The 16,882-nt window shown below is 65.3% G+C and carries 18 protein-coding genes; 16 read left to right on the top strand and 2 right to left on the bottom strand.

Annotated features, from left to right (window positions below):
* Positions 1–4: 4 nt before the first annotated feature.
* From FG93_RS00105 to FG93_RS00030, 15 genes are all read left to right on the top strand, one after another.
* Entirely contained in the window at positions 5–2,068 is a 2,064-nt protein-coding gene (locus FG93_RS00105; RefSeq protein ID WP_043230427.1) for a hydantoinase/oxoprolinase family protein, read from the top strand.
* Between the two features lie 6 nt (positions 2,069–2,074).
* Positions 2,075–3,625 carry a hydantoinase B/oxoprolinase family protein gene (locus FG93_RS00100; protein WP_043230424.1) on the top strand — a complete coding sequence of 517 codons (1,551 nt, stop codon included), beginning with the start codon at positions 2,075–2,077 and terminating at the stop codon, positions 3,623–3,625.
* Positions 3,626–3,714: 89 nt separating this feature from the next.
* Positions 3,715–4,854 carry an ABC transporter substrate-binding protein gene (locus FG93_RS00095; RefSeq protein ID WP_043230421.1) on the top strand — a complete coding sequence of 380 codons (1,140 nt, stop codon included), beginning with the start codon at positions 3,715–3,717 and terminating at the stop codon, positions 4,852–4,854.
* Entirely contained in the window at positions 4,851–5,597 is a 747-nt protein-coding gene (locus FG93_RS00090; protein ID WP_052513079.1) for an ABC transporter ATP-binding protein, read from the top strand. The genes FG93_RS00095 and FG93_RS00090 overlap by 4 nt, the downstream gene beginning before the upstream one ends.
* Positions 5,566–6,531 (top strand): branched-chain amino acid ABC transporter permease, encoded by a 966-nt coding sequence (locus FG93_RS00085; RefSeq protein ID WP_081881201.1) that lies wholly within the window; start codon positions 5,566–5,568, stop codon positions 6,529–6,531. Before FG93_RS00090 ends, FG93_RS00085 begins: the two co-directional genes overlap by 32 nt.
* A complete protein-coding gene (locus FG93_RS00080; RefSeq protein ID WP_081881200.1) occupies positions 6,528–7,376 on the top strand; it encodes an ABC transporter ATP-binding protein in 849 nt (282 codons plus the stop codon). The genes FG93_RS00085 and FG93_RS00080 overlap by 4 nt, the downstream gene beginning before the upstream one ends.
* Positions 7,369–8,247: a branched-chain amino acid ABC transporter permease gene (locus tag FG93_RS00075; RefSeq protein WP_043230417.1), complete on the top strand. Its 879-nt coding sequence runs from the start codon at positions 7,369–7,371 to the stop codon at positions 8,245–8,247. Before FG93_RS00080 ends, FG93_RS00075 begins: the two co-directional genes overlap by 8 nt.
* 70 nt (positions 8,248–8,317) lie before the next feature.
* Positions 8,318–8,650 carry a cupin domain-containing protein gene (locus tag FG93_RS00070; RefSeq protein ID WP_043230415.1) on the top strand — a complete coding sequence of 111 codons (333 nt, stop codon included), beginning with the start codon at positions 8,318–8,320 and terminating at the stop codon, positions 8,648–8,650.
* A 251-nt stretch (positions 8,651–8,901) separates the two neighbouring features.
* Positions 8,902–9,444 carry a GNAT family N-acetyltransferase gene (locus FG93_RS00060; protein WP_043230408.1) on the top strand — a complete coding sequence of 181 codons (543 nt, stop codon included), beginning with the start codon at positions 8,902–8,904 and terminating at the stop codon, positions 9,442–9,444.
* 173 nt (positions 9,445–9,617) lie between these two features.
* Complete coding sequence (locus FG93_RS00055) at positions 9,618–10,709, top strand: alpha/beta fold hydrolase (protein ID WP_043230406.1); 1,092 nt, start codon at positions 9,618–9,620, stop codon at positions 10,707–10,709.
* A 160-nt stretch (positions 10,710–10,869) separates the two neighbouring features.
* Positions 10,870–11,892, top strand: coding sequence for an alpha/beta hydrolase (locus FG93_RS00050; protein ID WP_244448448.1), 1,023 nt, complete (start codon positions 10,870–10,872; stop codon positions 11,890–11,892).
* Positions 11,893–12,072: 180 nt separating this feature from the next.
* Positions 12,073–12,438 (top strand): carboxymuconolactone decarboxylase family protein, encoded by a 366-nt coding sequence (locus FG93_RS00045; RefSeq protein WP_081881218.1) that lies wholly within the window; start codon positions 12,073–12,075, stop codon positions 12,436–12,438.
* Positions 12,439–12,446: 8 nt separating this feature from the next.
* Complete coding sequence (locus FG93_RS00040) at positions 12,447–12,917, top strand: cupin domain-containing protein (RefSeq protein WP_043230404.1); 471 nt, start codon at positions 12,447–12,449, stop codon at positions 12,915–12,917.
* A 36-nt stretch (positions 12,918–12,953) separates the two neighbouring features.
* Positions 12,954–13,436, top strand: coding sequence for a cytochrome P460 family protein (locus FG93_RS00035; RefSeq protein ID WP_043230758.1), 483 nt, complete (start codon positions 12,954–12,956; stop codon positions 13,434–13,436).
* A 17-nt stretch (positions 13,437–13,453) separates the two neighbouring features.
* A complete protein-coding gene (locus FG93_RS00030) occupies positions 13,454–14,164 on the top strand; it encodes a DUF4405 domain-containing protein (RefSeq protein ID WP_043230402.1) in 711 nt (236 codons plus the stop codon).
* Here the strand turns inward: FG93_RS00030 and FG93_RS32750 are convergent.
* Positions 14,146–14,313 (bottom strand): hypothetical protein, encoded by a 168-nt coding sequence (locus tag FG93_RS32750; RefSeq protein ID WP_161783743.1) that lies wholly within the window; start codon positions 14,311–14,313, stop codon positions 14,146–14,148. The two genes, FG93_RS00030 and FG93_RS32750, sit on opposite strands and share 19 nt — an antisense overlap.
* An 89-nt stretch (positions 14,314–14,402) precedes the next feature.
* Here FG93_RS32750 and FG93_RS00025 point away from each other — a divergent pair, with 89 nt between their 5' ends.
* Positions 14,403–15,452: an alpha/beta hydrolase gene (locus tag FG93_RS00025; RefSeq protein ID WP_244448447.1), complete on the top strand. Its 1,050-nt coding sequence runs from the start codon at positions 14,403–14,405 to the stop codon at positions 15,450–15,452.
* 121 nt (positions 15,453–15,573) lie between these two features.
* Here FG93_RS00025 and FG93_RS00020 read toward each other — a convergent pair whose 3' ends face one another.
* Entirely contained in the window at positions 15,574–16,755 is a 1,182-nt protein-coding gene (locus FG93_RS00020; RefSeq protein WP_052513074.1) for an adenylate/guanylate cyclase domain-containing protein, read from the bottom strand.
* Positions 16,756–16,882: the final 127 nt, after the last annotated feature.

The following is a 16,882-nucleotide window of genomic DNA, read 5'->3' as shown; positions in this document are numbered from 1 at the left end:
GATCATGACCTATTCCCTGGCCGTCGATATCGGCGGCACCTTCACGGACATCGTCCTGCGCGACTCCCACGGCGGGCTCAGCGTCGACAAGACCCTGACCACCCATCACGACCTGCTGGAAGGCTTCTTCCGCGGTGTCGATTCCGTGCTGGACAAGGCCGGGATCGCCGCCGGCGCGATCGATGGCGTCGTCGTCCACGCCACCACGGTCGTCACCAACGCGCTGATCGAACGCAAGGGGCTGCCGACGGCGCTCGTCGTCACGGAGGGCTTCCGCGACGTGCTCTCGATCCGCAACGAGCACCGCTACGACATGTATGATCCGCAGATCGAGTTCCCCGAGCCACTGGTGACGCGCGAGCTGACCTTCGGCATCAAGGAACGGGTCCTTGCAGACGGCACCGTCGCGCTCGCTCCAACCGCTGACGACATCGCGGAACTCGCCGCCGACATCCGCGCCTCCGGCGCGCGCGCCATCGCGATCTGCTTCCTCAACAGCTTCGCCAATCCTGAGAACGAAGTCACAGTCGCAGCTGCGCTGTCGCGCGAACTCAACGACGTCTTCATCTGCACCTCGGCCGAGGTCGCGCCACAGATCCGCGAATACCAGCGCGCCTCGACGGCGACGGTGAACGCCTACGCCATGCCGATCTCGCAGCCCTATCTCAAGCGCCTGAGCGACCGGCTGCGCGTCGAGGGTTTCGCCAACACGCCGCTGATCATGCTGTCCTCGGGCGGCGTCGTCGGCGCCGAGACGGCAGGCAGGAACCCCGTGCGCATGATCGAGAGCGGTCCCGCAGCGGGGGCGCTCGCGGCCTGCCATTATGCGGAGCTGCTCGGGATCGACCGGCTGATGTCCTTCGACATGGGCGGCACCACGGCCAAGGCCTGCCTGATCGAGAACCGCACGCCGCTGATCACCGGGCTGTTCGAGGTCGACCGGCGCTACCGTTTCCGGGAAGGCAGTGGCCTGCCCGTCACCGTGCCCTCGATCGATCTGATCGAGATCGGTGCCGGTGGCGGCAGCATCGCCCATGTCGACGATCTCGGCCTGCTCAAGGTCGGGCCTGAAAGCGCTGGCTCCAATCCGGGGCCTGCCTGCTACGGCCGCGGCGGCAGGAACGCGACGGTCACCGATGCCGATCTCGTGCTCGGTCTGATCGATGCCGATAACTTCCTCGGCGGCGACATGTCGCTCGACAAGGCGGCTTGCGACGCTGCGACGGCGCGGCTCGGCGAGGCGCTTGGCCTCAACGCCGTCCAGGCGGCGCGCGGCATCTATCGCATCGTCACCGAGGCCATGGCCTCGGCGGCGCGCACCCACGCCACCGATCGCGGCGTCGATTATCGCGGCCTGCCGCTCTTCGCCTTCGGGGGCGCCGGTCCGCTGCATGCCTGCGGCGTCGCCGACCTGCTGCAGAGCACCAGCGTGATCGTGCCGCCGCAGTCGAGCGTGCTCTCGGCCTTCGGCACGCTCGTCACGCCGGTCCGGCTCGATCTGGTGCGCAGCGACCTGACGCGGGTCGACCATCTCGACTGGAGCCGCGTCGACCGCGTGCTCGGCGAGCTCGAGAGCGAGGGGCTGACGGCGCTCGGCGAATCCGGCTGCGCGCCCTCCGACGTCACGATCCTCGTCGGTGCGGACATGCGCTATGTCGGCCAGCAGCACGAGGTCACGATCATCTTCGAGACCGACCCGCGCCGGAGCCGTGACAGCGCAGCGCTGACGGCACAGTTCGAGGCGGCCTATCGCACCCTCTACGGCGTCAATCCCTCGCATGTGCCGATCGAGCTCGTGACCTGGCGCGTCGTGGCCCGCGGTCCCCTGCCGCAATTCGACGGCCAGGCCAGGCCCCAGGGCAGCGCCGGTGCGCCCAAGCGTCATCGTCCGGTCCATGCCTGGGAGGACGGTCAGTCCGTGCCGGTCTACGAGCGCGCCGCCCTCGCCACGGGCCAGACCATCACCGGCCCCGCCATCATCGAGGAGCGCGAGACCACGACCGCGCTGCCCCCCGGCTGGAGCGCGACGATCGACGCGCTCGGCTGCATCGTCGCCACGAAAGGCTGAAATCCGATGGACGGAGTCGAGCTCGAAATCCTCTGGTCGAACCTGATCGGCATCGTCAACGAGCGCGCCAAGGCGCTGCAGCGCATCGCCTTCAGCCCGATCGTGCGCGAAGCCGGCGACCTCGCCTGCGCCCTCTTCGACCAGCGCGGACGCATGGTGGCGCAGGCCAATACCGGCACGCCCGGCCATATCAACTCGCTCGCCATCGCGGGAGCACATCTCGTGCGCCTGTTCGAGGGGCGCTGCGAGCCCGGCGACGTGCTGATCACCAACGACCCCTGGCTCTCGGCCGGGCATTTCTTCGACATCACGATCCTGACGCCGATCTTCGATGGCACAAAATTGCTCGCCTATATCGGCTCGACCATCCACCACACCGATATCGGTGGCTACGGCATCGGCGCCGGCGCCCGCGACGTGCATGAGGAAGGTCTCTGGATCCCGCCGCTCAAGCTCTACGAGCGCGGCAAGCCGAGCGAAATGCTGCACGACATCATCCGCCGCAACGTGCGCACGCCCGACGCCGTCTTCGGCGACCTGTCGGCGCAGGTCTCCTCCGGCGAGGCTGCCGCCGAGCACCTGATCGCGCTGTGCGAGCGCTACGGCATCGAGGACATCGAGGCCTTGTCGGACGAGATCATCGATCGCTCCGAGGAGGCGACGCGCAATGCCATCCGCAAGCTGAAGCCCGGCACCTATCATGGCGAGGCCGTCTTCGACGTTCCCGGTGGCGAAATCATCACCCTGAGGACTGCCGTCACCGTCGATGCCGAGAGCGGCTCGATCATCGTCGATTTCAACGGTTCCTCGCCACAGACGACGACCGGCATCAACGTGGTGCTGAACTACACCCACGCCTATTCGACCTTCGCGATCCGCTCCTGCCTCAATCCGGACCTGCCGAACAACACCGGTTCGCTCGCGCCGATCGAGGTGCGCGCACCGGTGGGCTCGATCATCAACTGCGCCTATCCGGCGCCGGTGAATGCGCGCCATGTCGTCGGCATGTATGTCCCGATGCCGATCCTGAAAGCGCTGCATCAGGTCATGCCCGAGCGCGTCCTGGCGGAAGGGTCCGGTGCGGTCTGGACCATTCAGATCCAGGGCCGGCGCCCGAGCGGCGAGGCCTTCACCTCGTCGATGTTCAACTATTCCGGCGGCATGGGCGCGCGCGCCGGCAAGCCGGGGCCGAGCGCCACCTGCTATCCGACCGGGGTCGCGGCGGTGCCGATCGAGATCCTGGAAGCCGCGATGCCGATCGTCTTCGACCGCAAGGAACTGCGGCCGGGCTCCGGCGGCAAGGGCCGGATGCAGGGCGGGGACGGCCAGATCATCCAGTTCCACATGCGCACCGACCATGCCTGGCTGCTCAACGCAGTGCCGAGCCGGCTCGAACATGGGCCTGACGGGATCGATGGCGGCCTGTCGGGCGCGCCCGGGCGCTTCCTCGTCAACGGCGCATCCGTCAGCGAGGCAAAGAAGCTGACCATGCAGGCCGGGGACGTCGTGCTGCTGGAGACGCCCGGCGGCGGCGGCTACGGCAAGCCGGCGGCCTGATACCTGCCACCTGTCACAAGACCAATAAAAAGGCGGAGCCCCGCACCGGGGCGACCAGCCGAAGCCAAAGGAAACCGGGAGGACAGTTGATGAAGCAGACCCTATTTGCGGCCGGAATCGCCGCAAGCGTCGCAGTGGTCGGCGCGGCGCCCGCCCGCGCGCAGGAGCCCTACAAGATCGGCGTCTCGGCGGGATTGACCGGCTATGCCGCGACCGTCGATCGCGCCTGGCGCGACGGCGTCGAGCTGGCCGCTGCGGCAGTGAACGCCAGGGGCGGCGTCATGGGCCGCAAGATCCAGGTCGTCGTCGAGGACAACCGGTCCGAGCCGCAGGAGGCGGTGACCGTCTATCGGAAGATGCTGAGCTCGGACAAGGTCGACGTCTTCGTCAGCGGCTGCGTCTCGGCCGGCAATTTCGCCGCCGCCGGCCTGCTCCTGCGCGCCAAGGTGCCGATGATGCTGTGCTCGATCCTGCCGCAGCAGGCCGAGCATCTGCCCTGGGCCTTCACGACCCTGCCGCCCGCCGGCTTCGAAGTCGACAAGCGCCTGGAATACCTCAAGGACAAGACGCAGATCCGCAAGATCGCGGTGCTGCACGACCCAACCCCTTACGCCAATCTCCAGAAGGGCGTGGCCGAGCGCAACGCGGCCAAGTACGGCCTCGAGGTCGTCTCGGTCGACCAGTACAAGCAGGACGACGCCGATCTCAGCGTGCAGATCAGCAAGGCGCGTTCGGCGGGCGCCGGCGCAATCCTCAAGATCGGGCTCGGCGGCACGACGCTGACCGCGGCCAAGAACATCAAGCAGCTCGGCGCCGACATGCTGCTGCTGACGAGCCTCGAGGACCTGGCCGTGTTCGGCCCCGTCTCCGAGGTACTGGGCGACAAGTTCTTCTTCGTCGCCTCGCCGTCGCAGGTCTATGAGGCGCTGCCCGAGGGCGCGCTCAAGACCGGCATCAAGGCCTTCCTCGGGCCCTGGCGCGAAAAGTTCAAAGATCGCGACCCGAACTGGGCTTCGCGCGGCTGGGACGGCGTCATGCTGACGGTCGCCGCGATCGAAAAGGCGAAGTCCTCCGAGGGCGAGAAGGTCCGCGCCGCCTATGAGGAGCTGACCGGCTTCCAGGGCACGACCGGCATCTACAATTTCCGGCCGGACCTGCACCAGGGCATCACCGAGAACCCGTTTGTGCTGGCGACGATCGACGCCGGCAAGGTCAAGGTGGTGCAATGAGCCTCGCGGTCGCGGCCAAGACCGAAGCGAGCGCTGCTCCGCCGATCCTGGCCGCGACCGGCCTGTCGGCGCGCTATGGCCATGTCGAGGCGCTGCACGGGGTCGACCTGCGCATCGGCGAGGGCGAGCTCGTCGCCGTGCTCGGCCCCAACGGTGCCGGCAAGTCGACGCTGCTGCGCGCGATCATGGGGCTCTCCGCCAATGGCGGCGAGGTCCGGTTCCGGGGCCAGGTGTTGCCCCGGTATGATGCGGTCGCGGTCGCCTCGCGCGGCATCGTGCTGGTGCCGGAGGGGCGCGGGCTCTTCGCCCCGATGAGTGTCGCGGACAATCTCGAACTCGGCGCCTATCGCTTGCGGGACAAAGCCGAATTCAACCGCCGGCGCGAGCGTGTGCTCACCCTGTTCCCGCGCCTGAAGGAACGGCTCGGACAGGCCGCAGGCTCCATGTCCGGCGGCGAACAGCAGATGCTTGCCCTTGGCCGCGCCCTGATGGCCGGGCCGAAGCTCCTGCTGCTGGACGAGCCCTCGCTTGGCCTCGCGCCGCGCGTCACCGAGGAAATCCTGGAGACGCTCGGCCTCCTGAACCGCGAAGGCCTGGCGATCGTGCTGGTCGAGCAGAAGGCGCCGCTGGCGCTCGAACTCGCCAACCGCGTCTACCTGCTTTCGCTCGGGCGCATCGTCGCCGAACTCGATCCGCGTGACATCAATTCCCATGACGAACTCGCTCAGCATTACTTCGCCTGAACGGCGCCCCCTCAGGCTGGTGGGCCTGCTGCCCTGGCTCTTCGCCGGGCTGGTCGTCGGCTATGCCATGATCGTTGGCGGCTATGCCGCAACGGTCGTCGCCTTCGCGCTGATCTACGCGGTCTTCGTGACCGGGTTGAACCTGTTCATGGGCTTCGCCGCGCAGGTCTCCTTCGGGCAGAACGCCTTCGCCGCGATCGGCGGCTATCTCTCCGCCGTGCTGACCGCCACCCATGGCTGGAGCCCCCTGCCCGCCATGGTGCTCGGCATCGTCGCGGCCGTCCTCGCCGCAGCGATCGTCGGCTACCCCGCGCTCAGGCTGAAGGGCCACTACCTCGCCATGGGTACGCTGGCCATTGGCCTGATCACCTATGAGATCACCGTCGAATGGCAGTCGGTGACGCAGGGCTATATGGGCATTTCCGGCATCCCGCCCTTCGGGATCGGCCCCTATGAGATCACCTCCGACCGTGGCCAGCTCATCCTGCTCTCGCTGGTCGTCGCGGCTTGCGCCTTCGCGGCAGCGCGCATCCGCCGCTCACGCTTCGGCCGCGCGCTCTCCGCAGTCGCCGGCAGCGAGGAGGCGGCGACAGCGCTCGGCATCGACGTCGCGCGCTACAAGCTCGCGGCCTTCCTGCTTTCGGCCGGCTTTGCAGCGCTCGCGGGCTCACTCTTCGTCCATGTCGTCGGCTTCGTCAGCCCCGAGGTCTTCGGGCTGCACATGGTCATCGTCACCTTCACCATGCTCTATGTCGGCGGCATCGGCACGGTCGCCGGACCGTTGGTCGGAGCCCTGATCGTCAGCCTGCTGCCGGAGACCTTTCGCGCTTTCAAGGACTATCAGGACCTCGCCTATGGCGCGGCGTTGATCCTGCTGCTGATCTATGCGCCGCGCGGCCTCGCTGGCCTCTTTGCCCCGCGGGGTCGCTCATGAGCCGGCTTCGCCTGGACGGCGTGACGCGCCGCTTCGGCGGCCTCGTCGCGGTCGACGATGTCTCGTTCGAGGTCCCTGCCGAAGGCGTCACCGCCGTGATCGGCCCCAATGGTGCCGGCAAGACGACGCTGTTCAACCTGATCTCGGGCTTCCTGCCACTGAGCGCAGGGCGGATCGTCTTCGAGGGCAATGACATCACCGGGCGGCCGCCGGCGGAGATCGCCGCTGCGGGCTTGGTGCGGACCTTCCAGCTCGTCAAGCTGTTCGAGGATCTGAGCGTGCTCGACAACGTCAAGGTCGGATGCCACCTGCAGGGCAAGGCCGGCCTGTTCTCGGCACTGCTCCGGCCGGCCTCGGCCCGCCGCGAGGAGGCTGCCGTCGAAGCCCGGGCGCGCGACCTCCTCGCCTTCGCCGGCCTCGCTGGGATGGCCGACGAACCGGCATCGGGCCTGCCCTATGGCCGCCAGCGCATGCTTGAACTGGCGCGCGCCCTGGCTGCCGGGCCACGGCTCATCCTGCTCGATGAGCCCGCCGCCGGCCTGAATACCGAGGAATCGGCCGTGCTCTCGCGCACCATCCGGCGCATCGCCGACGAAGGCACCAGCGTGCTCCTGATCGAACACGACATGACGCTGGTGATGAACACCGCCGACCGCGTCGTCGTGGTCGATTTCGGCCGCAAGATCGCGCAGGGCACGCCGGCCGAAATCCGCGCCGACCCGGCCGTGATCGCGGCCTATCTCGGCACCGGCAAGTCATCCACCGGCAAGTCATCTACCGGCGCGTCTTCCACGAACAAGTCTTCCACGAACAAGCCCGGCACGCAGGAGGCGGCCCATGGCTGACTTGTCCTATATCCCGCAGGTGCTCGTCAGCGGTCTCGGCATCGGCTGCGTCTACGGCCTGATCGGCATCGGCTTCTGCGTGATCTACAACGCCAGCGGCATCGTGAATTTCGCGCAAGGCGCGTTCGTGATGCTCGGCGGCATGATCACCCAGGTGCTGTTCGCGCGTAACGGCGTGCCGCTGCCGGTCGCCGCCCTGATCGCAGTCGCATCCGTCGCCATGCTCGGCGTCGCGATCGAACGGGTCGTCGTCAGGCCGCTCTGGAACCGCAAGGCGACGATGTTCGTGATGATCCTGGCGACGCTCGCCGCCCAGATCGTGATCGAGCGGCTGACGCTGATCGCGGTCGGCGACCAGCCCAAGACCCTGCCCGTCTTCACCGACCGGCCGCCCCTGATGTTCGGCAGCGTCGCAGTCGGCTACCAGCTGATCTGGATCGTCGGTGGATCGCTTGCGATCGTCGCAGCGCTTGCCGCCTTCTTCGGCCTGACGCGGACCGGCAAGGCGATGCGCGCCTGCTCGATCAACCGCGAGGCGGCTGCACTGCAGGGCATCCCGGTCGCGCGCATGCTGGCACTGGCTTTTGCGCTGAGCGCGGCGCTCGGCGCCATTGCCGGCATCCTGATCACGCCGACGCAGTACACCGCCTTCAATGTCGGCGTGCCCTTCGCGATCAGCGGCTTCATCGCCGCGATCGTCGGCGGCTTCGGGCGGCCTTTCGGCGCTTTCCTCGGCGGGCTGCTGCTCGGTCTGCTGCAGGCGCTCGCCATCGTCGGCTTCGGCGCGGGCCTGAAGAATGTCGCGGCATTGTCGGTGCTGCTGCTGTTCCTGTTCATCCGGCCGTCCGGCATCCTCGGCGCGGCCAAGTAGACAAGCGACGTAGACAATCGCTGCAACCGACCGCCCGGACGGTCGCTCGTGTTCACTCGGGAGATCCACCATGGACATTCACAAGATCGACTGGAGCCGGATCCCGTGGACGCCGGTGCGTCCGGGCGTGGAGCGCAAGGCCTTCTCCGGCAGTGCCGCGACGGTGGCGCTGCACCGGCTGATGCCCGGCCACGAGCCCAGGCCGCACAGCCATCCCCATGAGCAGATCGCCTATATCGTCAGCGGGACGCTGCGCTTCTTCATCGGCGGCGAAGAGCATCTCGTCGGCCCCGGCGGGCTCGTCCTGATCCCGTCCAATGTCGAGCATTGGGGCGAGGTCGTCGGCGACGAGCCCGTGCTCAATCTTGACGTCTTCACACCGCGCCGTCCGGAATACGCCTGAAATCAAAGGATTAAATGCCCAAGGGCGCGCCTTCGATCGAGAACCGGCAGCCCACGAGGAAGCCGAGGAACTGGTCGATCACGCGTCTGGCCGCGTCCGGCTGGGTCGCGCCAGTGCCGGCAGTTGGCCTCTTGCCCGAATACAGACGTCGGCAGGACCGTGCGGCGGGCCCCGGCCCCGTTGCAGGCAATCGCGACTGGCTTATCGTCATGGCCTTGGCGGCACTCATGATGATCAGCTGGCGGTAGACTATGACTCGCATCCCTCCGCATCATTTGACAACGGATCGCCTGGCTCTGCGTCCAACGAGCGCCGCGGATGCTGAACGCGCATTTGAAATACAGTCGGACTGGAACGTGACGCGCATGCTGCGGATGGCGTCATTTCCGCCCGATCGAGCAGACATCGCGCAATGGTTCGCCGACCATGAGCGCGAATGGGCAGCGGGAGAAGCCTATCGCTTCGCTGTCGAACTCCAGGGCAGAACCATAGGAGTCATCGACGTCGATGAGATATCCCAGGGCGAGGGTGAACTTGGCTATTGGTTCGAGCCGGCCAGCTGGGGGCGAGGCTATGCCTCGGAAGCGGCACAAGCCGTCGTGAATTTTGCATTTCGAACGGTTGGCCTGTCGCAGCTTCTCTCTGGACATGCAGTCGACAACGCAGCTTCGGGGCAGGTGCTTCTCAAACTTGGCTTTCGCCCGCTGGACACCGTTCAGCGAGAATCCCGCTCGAGAGCCGGCACAATCCTGCAGCGCCGCTATTTTCTTCCCGCCTCCGTGGCGCCTGAGTAAGCGAAGGGCGGCCGGTCCCCATACCGCCGCGTTTCCACGCGGTGGTCGGCGATCGCAACGTCGCCGGCATTCATTAGCACCGCTTATCTGTCCTAGTGGATCATTGCGCCTAATCGAACACCGACCAGATCGTTAGGTTCCCCGGCGACGCTGATACAGCAACCGAGGGGCGCATGCCGACGATCGAGAAGCTATCCCTGATTCCATCAGTCCTGATCGCAACCGGCCTGGTGAGTCTGGCGCCTGCGCTGTCGCAATCGGCCGGGAAGCCTGAACCCTTGGTCATTCAGGACCAGGGCAGCTTCGCGGTGGGCGGCACGAGCGCCAATGCCCCGGGCATTTTCGATCCGATGAAACCCCTGCAGCCGGCTGGGCAGACCTTCCATGGCGATCACCTCTACGCCTTCTACCAGGTGCCGGTGACCCCGCGGAAATTCCCCATCGTGATGTGGCACGGGGCCGGGCAATTCTCGAAGACCTGGGAGACGACGCCCGACGGGCGCGAGGGCTTCCAGAACATCTTCCTGCGCCGCCGTTTCGCGACCTATCTCATCGACCAGCCGCGGCGCGGCAATGCCGGCCGCAGCACGGTCGAGGCGACCATCAAGCCGACGCCGGACGAGCAGTTCTGGTTCGGCCAGTTCCGCGTCGGCATCTGGCCGACCTATTTCGACGGCGTCCAGTTCGACCGCAAGCCCGAGACGCTAAACCAGTATTTCCGCGCCATGACGCCGAATACCGGCCCCTTCGATGCGAACCTGATCTCGGATAGCGTCTCGGGCCTGTTCGCCAGGATCGGCCCCGGTATCCTGATGACGCATTCGCAAAGCGGCGGGCCAGGCTGGCTGACCGCGATCAAGAGCGGGAACGTCAAGGCGATCGTCGCCTTCGAGCCGGGCAGCGGCTTCGTCTTCCCGCAAGGCGAGTTGCCGAAGCCTGTGCCGACCTCGTTCGACACACTTGAGGGCACGCCGGTGCCGATGTCGGACTTCATGGCCCTGACCAAGCTGCCGATCATCATCTTCTACGGAGACAATATCCCGGCGAAAGCGTCCGATGTTCCGACCCAGGACGCCTGGCGTGGCCGGCTGGAAATGGCCCGGATCTGGCGCGACACCGTCAACAAGCATGGCGGCCAGGTCACCTTGGTCCACCTGCCGGAGATCGGCATCCGGGGCAACACGCATTTCCCGTTCTCGGACCTGAACAATATCGAGATCGCAGACCAGGTCTCGAAGTTCCTGACCGAGAAGAAACTGGATTGACCCGCCTGCCCCGGCACCCGGCGCCGCCCCGGGCATCGCGCTCCCCACGGATCAAGGATTGGAGGTCGAAATGACCATCGCAGTCATCAACAAAAGCAGGCGTGAGCTCCTCGGAGCCTCCGCGCTTGTTCTCTCAGGCGCAGTGTTAGGAGTTTCAGCAATGACCAATGCCCCCGCTGTCGCAGCGGACTCCAAGCAGAATCCGTTCACCCTCGTCTATGAAGGCGCGATCACGAAGAACGAGCCGGGCAAGGTCAATATCCATCCGGTCACCTACAAGCTCAACGGCCTGGACATCGTCGCCAACGTCTACACGCCAGCGAACTACGATGCGAAGCAGAAGTATCCCGCCATTGTCGTGGCGCATCCGAATGGCGGTATCAAGGAACAGGTCGCGGGCCTCTATGCCCAGCGCCTGGCGGGACAGGGCTACATCACGATCACGATGGACGCGGCCTATCAGGGCGGCAGCGGCGGCCAGCCGCGCAGCGTGGACAAGCCCCAGTTCCGCATCGAAGACATCCATGGCGCAGCGGACTTCATCACCCGCTATGCGGGCGTCGATGCCGAACGTCTCGGCCTGCTCGGCATCTGCGGCGGCGGTGGCTACGCGCTGTCCGCGGCCAAGGCCGACAAGCGCTTCAAGACGATCGCGACGCTGAGCATGTTCAACTCGGGACGGGTCCGCCGCAACGGCTTCGCGGATTCGCAACTGAAGACGATCCAGGAGCGCCTGGAGCAGGTTTCAAAGGCCCGCGCCCAGGAGATGGCCGGCGGCGAAATCCTCTATGCCGGCGACGCCAATCTGACCGACGAGCAGATCGCCAAACTGCCCTTCGAGATGTACCGGCAGGGTTACGAGTATTACTGGAAGACACACGCTCATCCCAACTCGACCTTCAAGTACACGATGAGCAGCTTGCTGGACCTGATGCGCTGGGATGCGACCGACCAGATCGAACTGATTGATCAGCCGCTGCTGATGATCGCGGGCAGCAAGGCCGACAGCCTGTACATGACCGAGGATGCGTTCCCGAAGGCCACCGGCACGAAGGACAAGGAACTGTTCAAGATCGAGGGTGCGACACATATCGAAACCTACTGGGTTCCCAAATATGTCGACGTCGCGATGGGCAAGCTGACGCCGTTTTTCGCGCGAACTCTTACTTCTACCCGCTCATAACCTGCACGCCCCCCCTAATTCACCGACGGGGTTTCCAGAGAAAGCTTTCAATAACGTGACGTCCCCGGCCAGTTCCGGGGCGTCATGTTCTTCGCTCCTGAGGAGTCACGCACCTTGAAGAAGCTCACCAGAAATGTGTTGGCCGCAGCCGGCCTGGTTCTCTCCGGAGGAATTTCCACCATGGCTATCGCCCAAAGCCAGCCCCCCGCCGCGTCCCCAGCGGCTCCCGCCAAGCCGCCCTCTCGGGCTCAGCAGCTGATGGGCGACATCGCTCCCAAACTGGCCGAACTCACGGACGAGGTGCTGTTCGGGGACGTTTGGGCGCGACCCGGTCTCTCCCAGCGCGACCGTAGCCTCGTCACCGTCAGCGCGCTGATCGCCATGAATCGTCCTGACCAACTCCGCTCGCATATCGCTCGGGCGCGGCAGAACGGCGTGACCGAGACGGAGATCGTCGAGGCGATCACGCAGCTCGCCTTCTACGCGGGCTGGCCGAACGCCATCACGGCGGTCGGGGTCGCCCGTGAGGTCTTCAAGGCGAAATGAGAACCAGGATGATCGCTCCCCTCCTTACCTTGCTCGCCATGCTGCTGCCGGCAGCCTCGGTCCTGGCCCAGACCGGCCAGGAAGTCGTCGTCCAGCGCGCCGCCTCCCAGAAGCCGAGCGTCGGCGCCGCCCAGAACTTCACCGGAGCTGTCCGTGTCGACGGCCGCTTCCAGGGCAGCGCCCCGGCGCGGGTCAGTGGCGGCACGGTGACCTTCGAACCCGGAGCGCGCACCGCCTGGCACACCCATCCGCTTGGCCAGACGCTCATCGTCACGGTCGGCGCTGGACTGGTGCAGCACTGGGGCGGTGCGATCCAGGAAATTCGTCCCGGCGACGTCGTCTGGATTCCGCCCGGCGTGAAGCACTGGCATGGCGCAGCGCCGACCACCGGCATGACCCACGTCGCCATTTCGGAGGCGCTCGACGGCAAGACCGTGGATTGGCTGGAGCACGTCTCGGACGAGCAGTACCGGCGCTAGCCTGCGCGCCCCCTTTTTTGACCGAGCGAAATGATCATGAAATTTCCAACACTCCAGGTCGCCCTGACGACCCTGTCCATGGCCGCCGTCCTCACGGTGGGCTGGCAGGTCCATGCCGAGGCCACGCGCGCCACATTCCCGCAGCTCGACAAGCTCGTGCACTACACCACCGTGCGGCGCGGCAACGTCATGGAGCACATCATGACGACGCCCGAGGCGATCAAGGCGATCAAGGATCGCCAACCAGTGCCCGCCGGCACGCATTTCGTGCTCGTCGACCACCGGGATGGCAAGCTCTTCCGCTATTTCGTGATGGAGAAGGGCCAGAACTGGGGCGCGGATTACGACGAGCGCCGCCGCACCGGCGACTGGCAGTTCCAGTGGTTCTGGCCCGACAAGACGATCAACACGAGCGAGAACACCGCCCGCTGCCAGTCCTGCCACAGCAGCCAGTCGGGAGCGGAGTATCTCTTCACGGGATCCCGCATTCCGCGCTTCAACGGCACGCCGATCGAATAGTCCCAGGAGATCTCGCAGTGAGCCGTCTTTTCCTTGCTCGGCTGTGGCTCGACGGCCTCGCCGCGGGCCTCCTGCTCCTGGGGCTCGCCTATTGGTGGCTGGGCAATGCAGTCCATGAAATCGCAGGAACCGCCATGTTCCTGCTTCTGATCGCGCACAACGCCTTCAACCGGCGCTGGTGGGGCGCAATCCCGAGGACACAGCGTGAGCCGCGCAGCCTGTTCAATCTTGGCATGACCTTCGCGCTGCTGATCGCGGTGCTGGCGCTGCTCGGAACCAGCGTGCTGATCTCGAAGACGCTATCGCCCATGCTGCCGCCCTGGGGCGGCTTCACGGTGCGGCAGATCCACACGCTCGCTGCGTACTGGGTTCTGGTGATCGTCGCGATCCATCTTGGCCTGCGCTGGCCGATGCTGATGGGGGTGGCGCGAAACCTGTTCGGGATCCGGAAGCCGAACGCGCTGCGAACGCTGGCGCTCCGCATGATCGCCTCGGGAGTAGCGCTTTACGGCGTTTGGAGTTCCGCCGTCCTCGGACTTCAAGGGAAGCTCCTGATGCAGATGACGCTCGACTGGTGGAACTTCGAGGAATCGGTCGCCGGTTTCTTCGCGCACTGTGTTGCGGTCGCCGGGCTGTTCACGTTCCTCACGCATTACGTCATGACGTGGATTCAGTATCGACGGCGCAGGCCCACCCGGCGTGAAGCGCTTCAGGTCGAGATCGGGTGATAGAGGTCCGGCGTCTCCCAACAGTACCAAGCCCCGAAAGGAAAGCAGTTGGCCACGCGGCTCATCACAGGGTGCTCGACGGGCTTGGCCAGGAACTTGGCAAGCAGCTTGGCGAAGGCCGCGTCGTCATCGACGGCCAATCCGATCATGTCCGGGTTGTCGAGCTCCCCGGCTCAAGCTGCACACCGCCGCTCCACCAACGCCATCCAGACTATTCGGCGTCAGGGTGCAGTCTCAGATGGCTGAGTTCAACGTCACATCGGCCTGCATGACCCTGGCGCTGCTGCTGACGCCGTTGCTCGCCGCGGCACAGCAGCCGGAAAGCGTGCGCCCTGAAGCCACCGCCCAGCACCGCCGAGATCGAGATCGGAGCCTCGGCGATCAGGGAACGCACCTGAAAGTCGATAGCACGCTCGGCGATCTTCTCGACCATCCCGCTCTCGCCGGCTTCGCGCGGCAGATCCTGCCCTGGGGCGGTCGCGCCTACGATGCGGACATGCCGCTCAGCCAAATCGGCTCCCTGCTCCCCTACCACACTCATGTGCAGCCCGGCACTGTCGTAGCGGCACTCAACCACATCATCGCCGAAATCGAGGGCGGGAACCCTGTATTTTACGAGATCTACACGGCTGCGCAGAAGCGCGAGCAGCCGGCGAAGAACGAAACCGGCCTGTTTTTCTTCCGAGGGCGGGCGGGCGCGCCGTTTTCGGTCATCGCTCCAGGGGGTGGATTTGCCTATGTTGGCTCTGTCCATGAAGGCTTTCCCTACGCCGTCGACATCAGCAATCGGGGCTACAACGCCTTCGTCGTGAAATATCGGGCGGGCCAAGGTGGCAGGATTGCGACGGAAGACCTGGCTGCCGCCGTCTCCTTCATCTTCCGGAATGCGGAACCCCTCGGTGTCGGCACCGAACACTATTCCCTCTGGGGAAGCTCGGCCGGCGCCAGGATGGCGGCGTGGCTTGGCTCTCATGGCGCCGCGGCTTTCGGGGGCGATGCACTCCCAAAACCATCGACGGTGGTGATGGCATATACCGCCCATTCCGACATTTCGTCGGACGAGCCGCCCAGCTTTGTCGTGGTCGGCGAGCAGGACGGCATTGCGCCACCATCAGTCATGGAAACGCGGGTGAACGCGTTGCGCAGCGCCGGCACGGCAGTCGAATACCGCAAATTCCCGAAACTCGGCCACGGCTTCGGCGCCGGGGTCGGCACCAGCGCCGACGGCTGGATCGTCGACGCCGTTCGTTTCTGGGAGCGCTCCATGAAGACCGGCGCCAAACCGTGAGAGGCAAAAGCATGGCCCAGCCCCAGCTTGCCGCGCGGTCTTGAGGTACGAAAGCCTCGCTAACCCGCCGCGGCTACTTGGCGATGTCGTCGAGCGCTGTTTGGGCAAAGCGGACGGCGAACTACCCTTTCAAGGCGAAAACATCGATGGCAGCTGCGCGTCCTCGCACATGCACTGATCCCATTGCCACCGAGGGCTCGGCGGTGCCCCGGCAAGCTTCGAACGTCGTGCCACAGATGAGCCCATCGGTTTTGAGCTCTTTGTTCAGCTGTTCCAATCGCTGTGCGAGATTTACCGTGTCTCCGTACAGCGTGTATGTCTGGCGTTCCGCCGCGCCGACGGTCCCGGCGGCAACCGGCCCGGTGGCGACTCCGACGCGCAGGCGAAGCTGGTGGCCATGGAAATCCCGCTCGGAAACGAGCGACAGAAGGGCCCGCGCAGCATTCACCGCTCGGGCTGGGTATCCTTCAACCGGGAGCGGCGCATTGAATGCTGCGATCAACGCATCGCCGACATGGTTGACGACGACACCGCCGTGAGCCTCGACGACCGCGGTTGCCGCGCTGAAGAATGCGTTGAGCAACCCGATGACTTCCGCTGGCGCCAATGTTTCGGACAAGCGAGTGAAACCCTCGACATCTGCAAAGATTATGCTGGCATTGCGCTGCTGCGGGACAAGCTGACCCGCCTGGAGGAGTTGCTGTGCGACCTGCGCGGGCACATAACGCCCGAAAATCCGTTCAATACGAAAGCGTTCTGCTTCGGCCGCAGCGTGAGCTCGGACCATGCCGCGTGCGCGGTGGACTGCGAGTGCGGCAATGCCGGTCACCACTGCGATGAGCACCGCCTGGTTGACACGGAGGCCAGTGCTGAAGAAATTGGGATTGAGCAAGTTCGAAAGATAGTCATTCCTCGAAGCATTACTCGGCAAATCTCCGAATGTAATAAAATAGTCCATACCGGAGATTATCCATATCGTTGCCCCGAAAAGGCTGATCGTGGCCCACATCCCGGTCCATATTACAAGCCGCGGCGATAATGTGAGCACGGAAACAGCCACTATTACGTAGTAATACTGCGGTCTACTTGACAAAAATACCAGATTCTGCGGAACATCGATGCCGCTGCTAAGCGGCGCGAGCACAAGCATTGCGCCGATGGCGACGGCATCGAAGGCGAAGAGTGCGTAGCGGCCAGTACGTTCATAACGGCTATCGCGGAGTCCCAAAGGGGCAATGCCGATGGCAGCCGCCGCCATGATAAGTCCGGCTACGTATAAATTGTTGGGGTAGAACAAAGCCATGAAGTAATACCGAGTCCCGGAGATCGTGACTCGGGCCGGCTTCTCAAATCAGCCCCGGCCTGATTCAACATGGCGAACGAGGGAGGTTCGCCATGGCTATTCCGCTTCGGGCTGATTTCGATGGGCA

This window comes from Allobosea sp. LC85 (assembly GCF_000735605.1).
Classification (GTDB): Bacteria; Pseudomonadota; Alphaproteobacteria; order Rhizobiales; family Beijerinckiaceae; genus Allobosea.
This window is presented reverse-complemented; position numbering and strand designations above follow the sequence as displayed.

What these genes read in the sequence shown, in the direction of transcription:
- FG93_RS00105 (WP_043230427.1), top strand. Translation starts at nt 5, where the DNA reads ATGACCTATTCCCTGGCCGTCGATATCGGCGGCACCTTCACGGACATC.
- FG93_RS00100 (WP_043230424.1), top strand. Translation starts at nt 2,075, where the DNA reads ATGGACGGAGTCGAGCTCGAAATCCTCTGGTCGAACCTGATCGGCATC.
- FG93_RS00095 (WP_043230421.1), top strand. Translation starts at nt 3,715, where the DNA reads ATGAAGCAGACCCTATTTGCGGCCGGAATCGCCGCAAGCGTCGCAGTG.
- FG93_RS00090 (WP_052513079.1), top strand. Translation starts at nt 4,851, where the DNA reads ATGAGCCTCGCGGTCGCGGCCAAGACCGAAGCGAGCGCTGCTCCGCCG.
- FG93_RS00085 (WP_081881201.1), top strand. Translation starts at nt 5,566, where the DNA reads ATGACGAACTCGCTCAGCATTACTTCGCCTGAACGGCGCCCCCTCAGG.
- FG93_RS00080 (WP_081881200.1), top strand. Translation starts at nt 6,528, where the DNA reads ATGAGCCGGCTTCGCCTGGACGGCGTGACGCGCCGCTTCGGCGGCCTC.
- FG93_RS00075 (WP_043230417.1), top strand. Translation starts at nt 7,369, where the DNA reads ATGGCTGACTTGTCCTATATCCCGCAGGTGCTCGTCAGCGGTCTCGGC.
- FG93_RS00070 (WP_043230415.1), top strand. Translation starts at nt 8,318, where the DNA reads ATGGACATTCACAAGATCGACTGGAGCCGGATCCCGTGGACGCCGGTG.
- FG93_RS00060 (WP_043230408.1), top strand. Translation starts at nt 8,902, where the DNA reads ATGACTCGCATCCCTCCGCATCATTTGACAACGGATCGCCTGGCTCTG.
- FG93_RS00055 (WP_043230406.1), top strand. Translation starts at nt 9,618, where the DNA reads ATGCCGACGATCGAGAAGCTATCCCTGATTCCATCAGTCCTGATCGCA.
- FG93_RS00050 (WP_244448448.1), top strand. Translation starts at nt 10,870, where the DNA reads ATGACCAATGCCCCCGCTGTCGCAGCGGACTCCAAGCAGAATCCGTTC.
- FG93_RS00045 (WP_081881218.1), top strand. Translation starts at nt 12,073, where the DNA reads ATGGCTATCGCCCAAAGCCAGCCCCCCGCCGCGTCCCCAGCGGCTCCC.
- FG93_RS00040 (WP_043230404.1), top strand. Translation starts at nt 12,447, where the DNA reads ATGATCGCTCCCCTCCTTACCTTGCTCGCCATGCTGCTGCCGGCAGCC.
- FG93_RS00035 (WP_043230758.1), top strand. Translation starts at nt 12,954, where the DNA reads ATGAAATTTCCAACACTCCAGGTCGCCCTGACGACCCTGTCCATGGCC.
- FG93_RS32750 (WP_161783743.1), bottom strand. Translation starts at nt 14,313, where the DNA reads ATGATCGGATTGGCCGTCGATGACGACGCGGCCTTCGCCAAGCTGCTT.
- FG93_RS00025 (WP_244448447.1), top strand. Translation starts at nt 14,403, where the DNA reads ATGGCTGAGTTCAACGTCACATCGGCCTGCATGACCCTGGCGCTGCTG.
- FG93_RS00020 (WP_052513074.1), bottom strand. Translation starts at nt 16,755, where the DNA reads ATGGCTTTGTTCTACCCCAACAATTTATACGTAGCCGGACTTATCATG.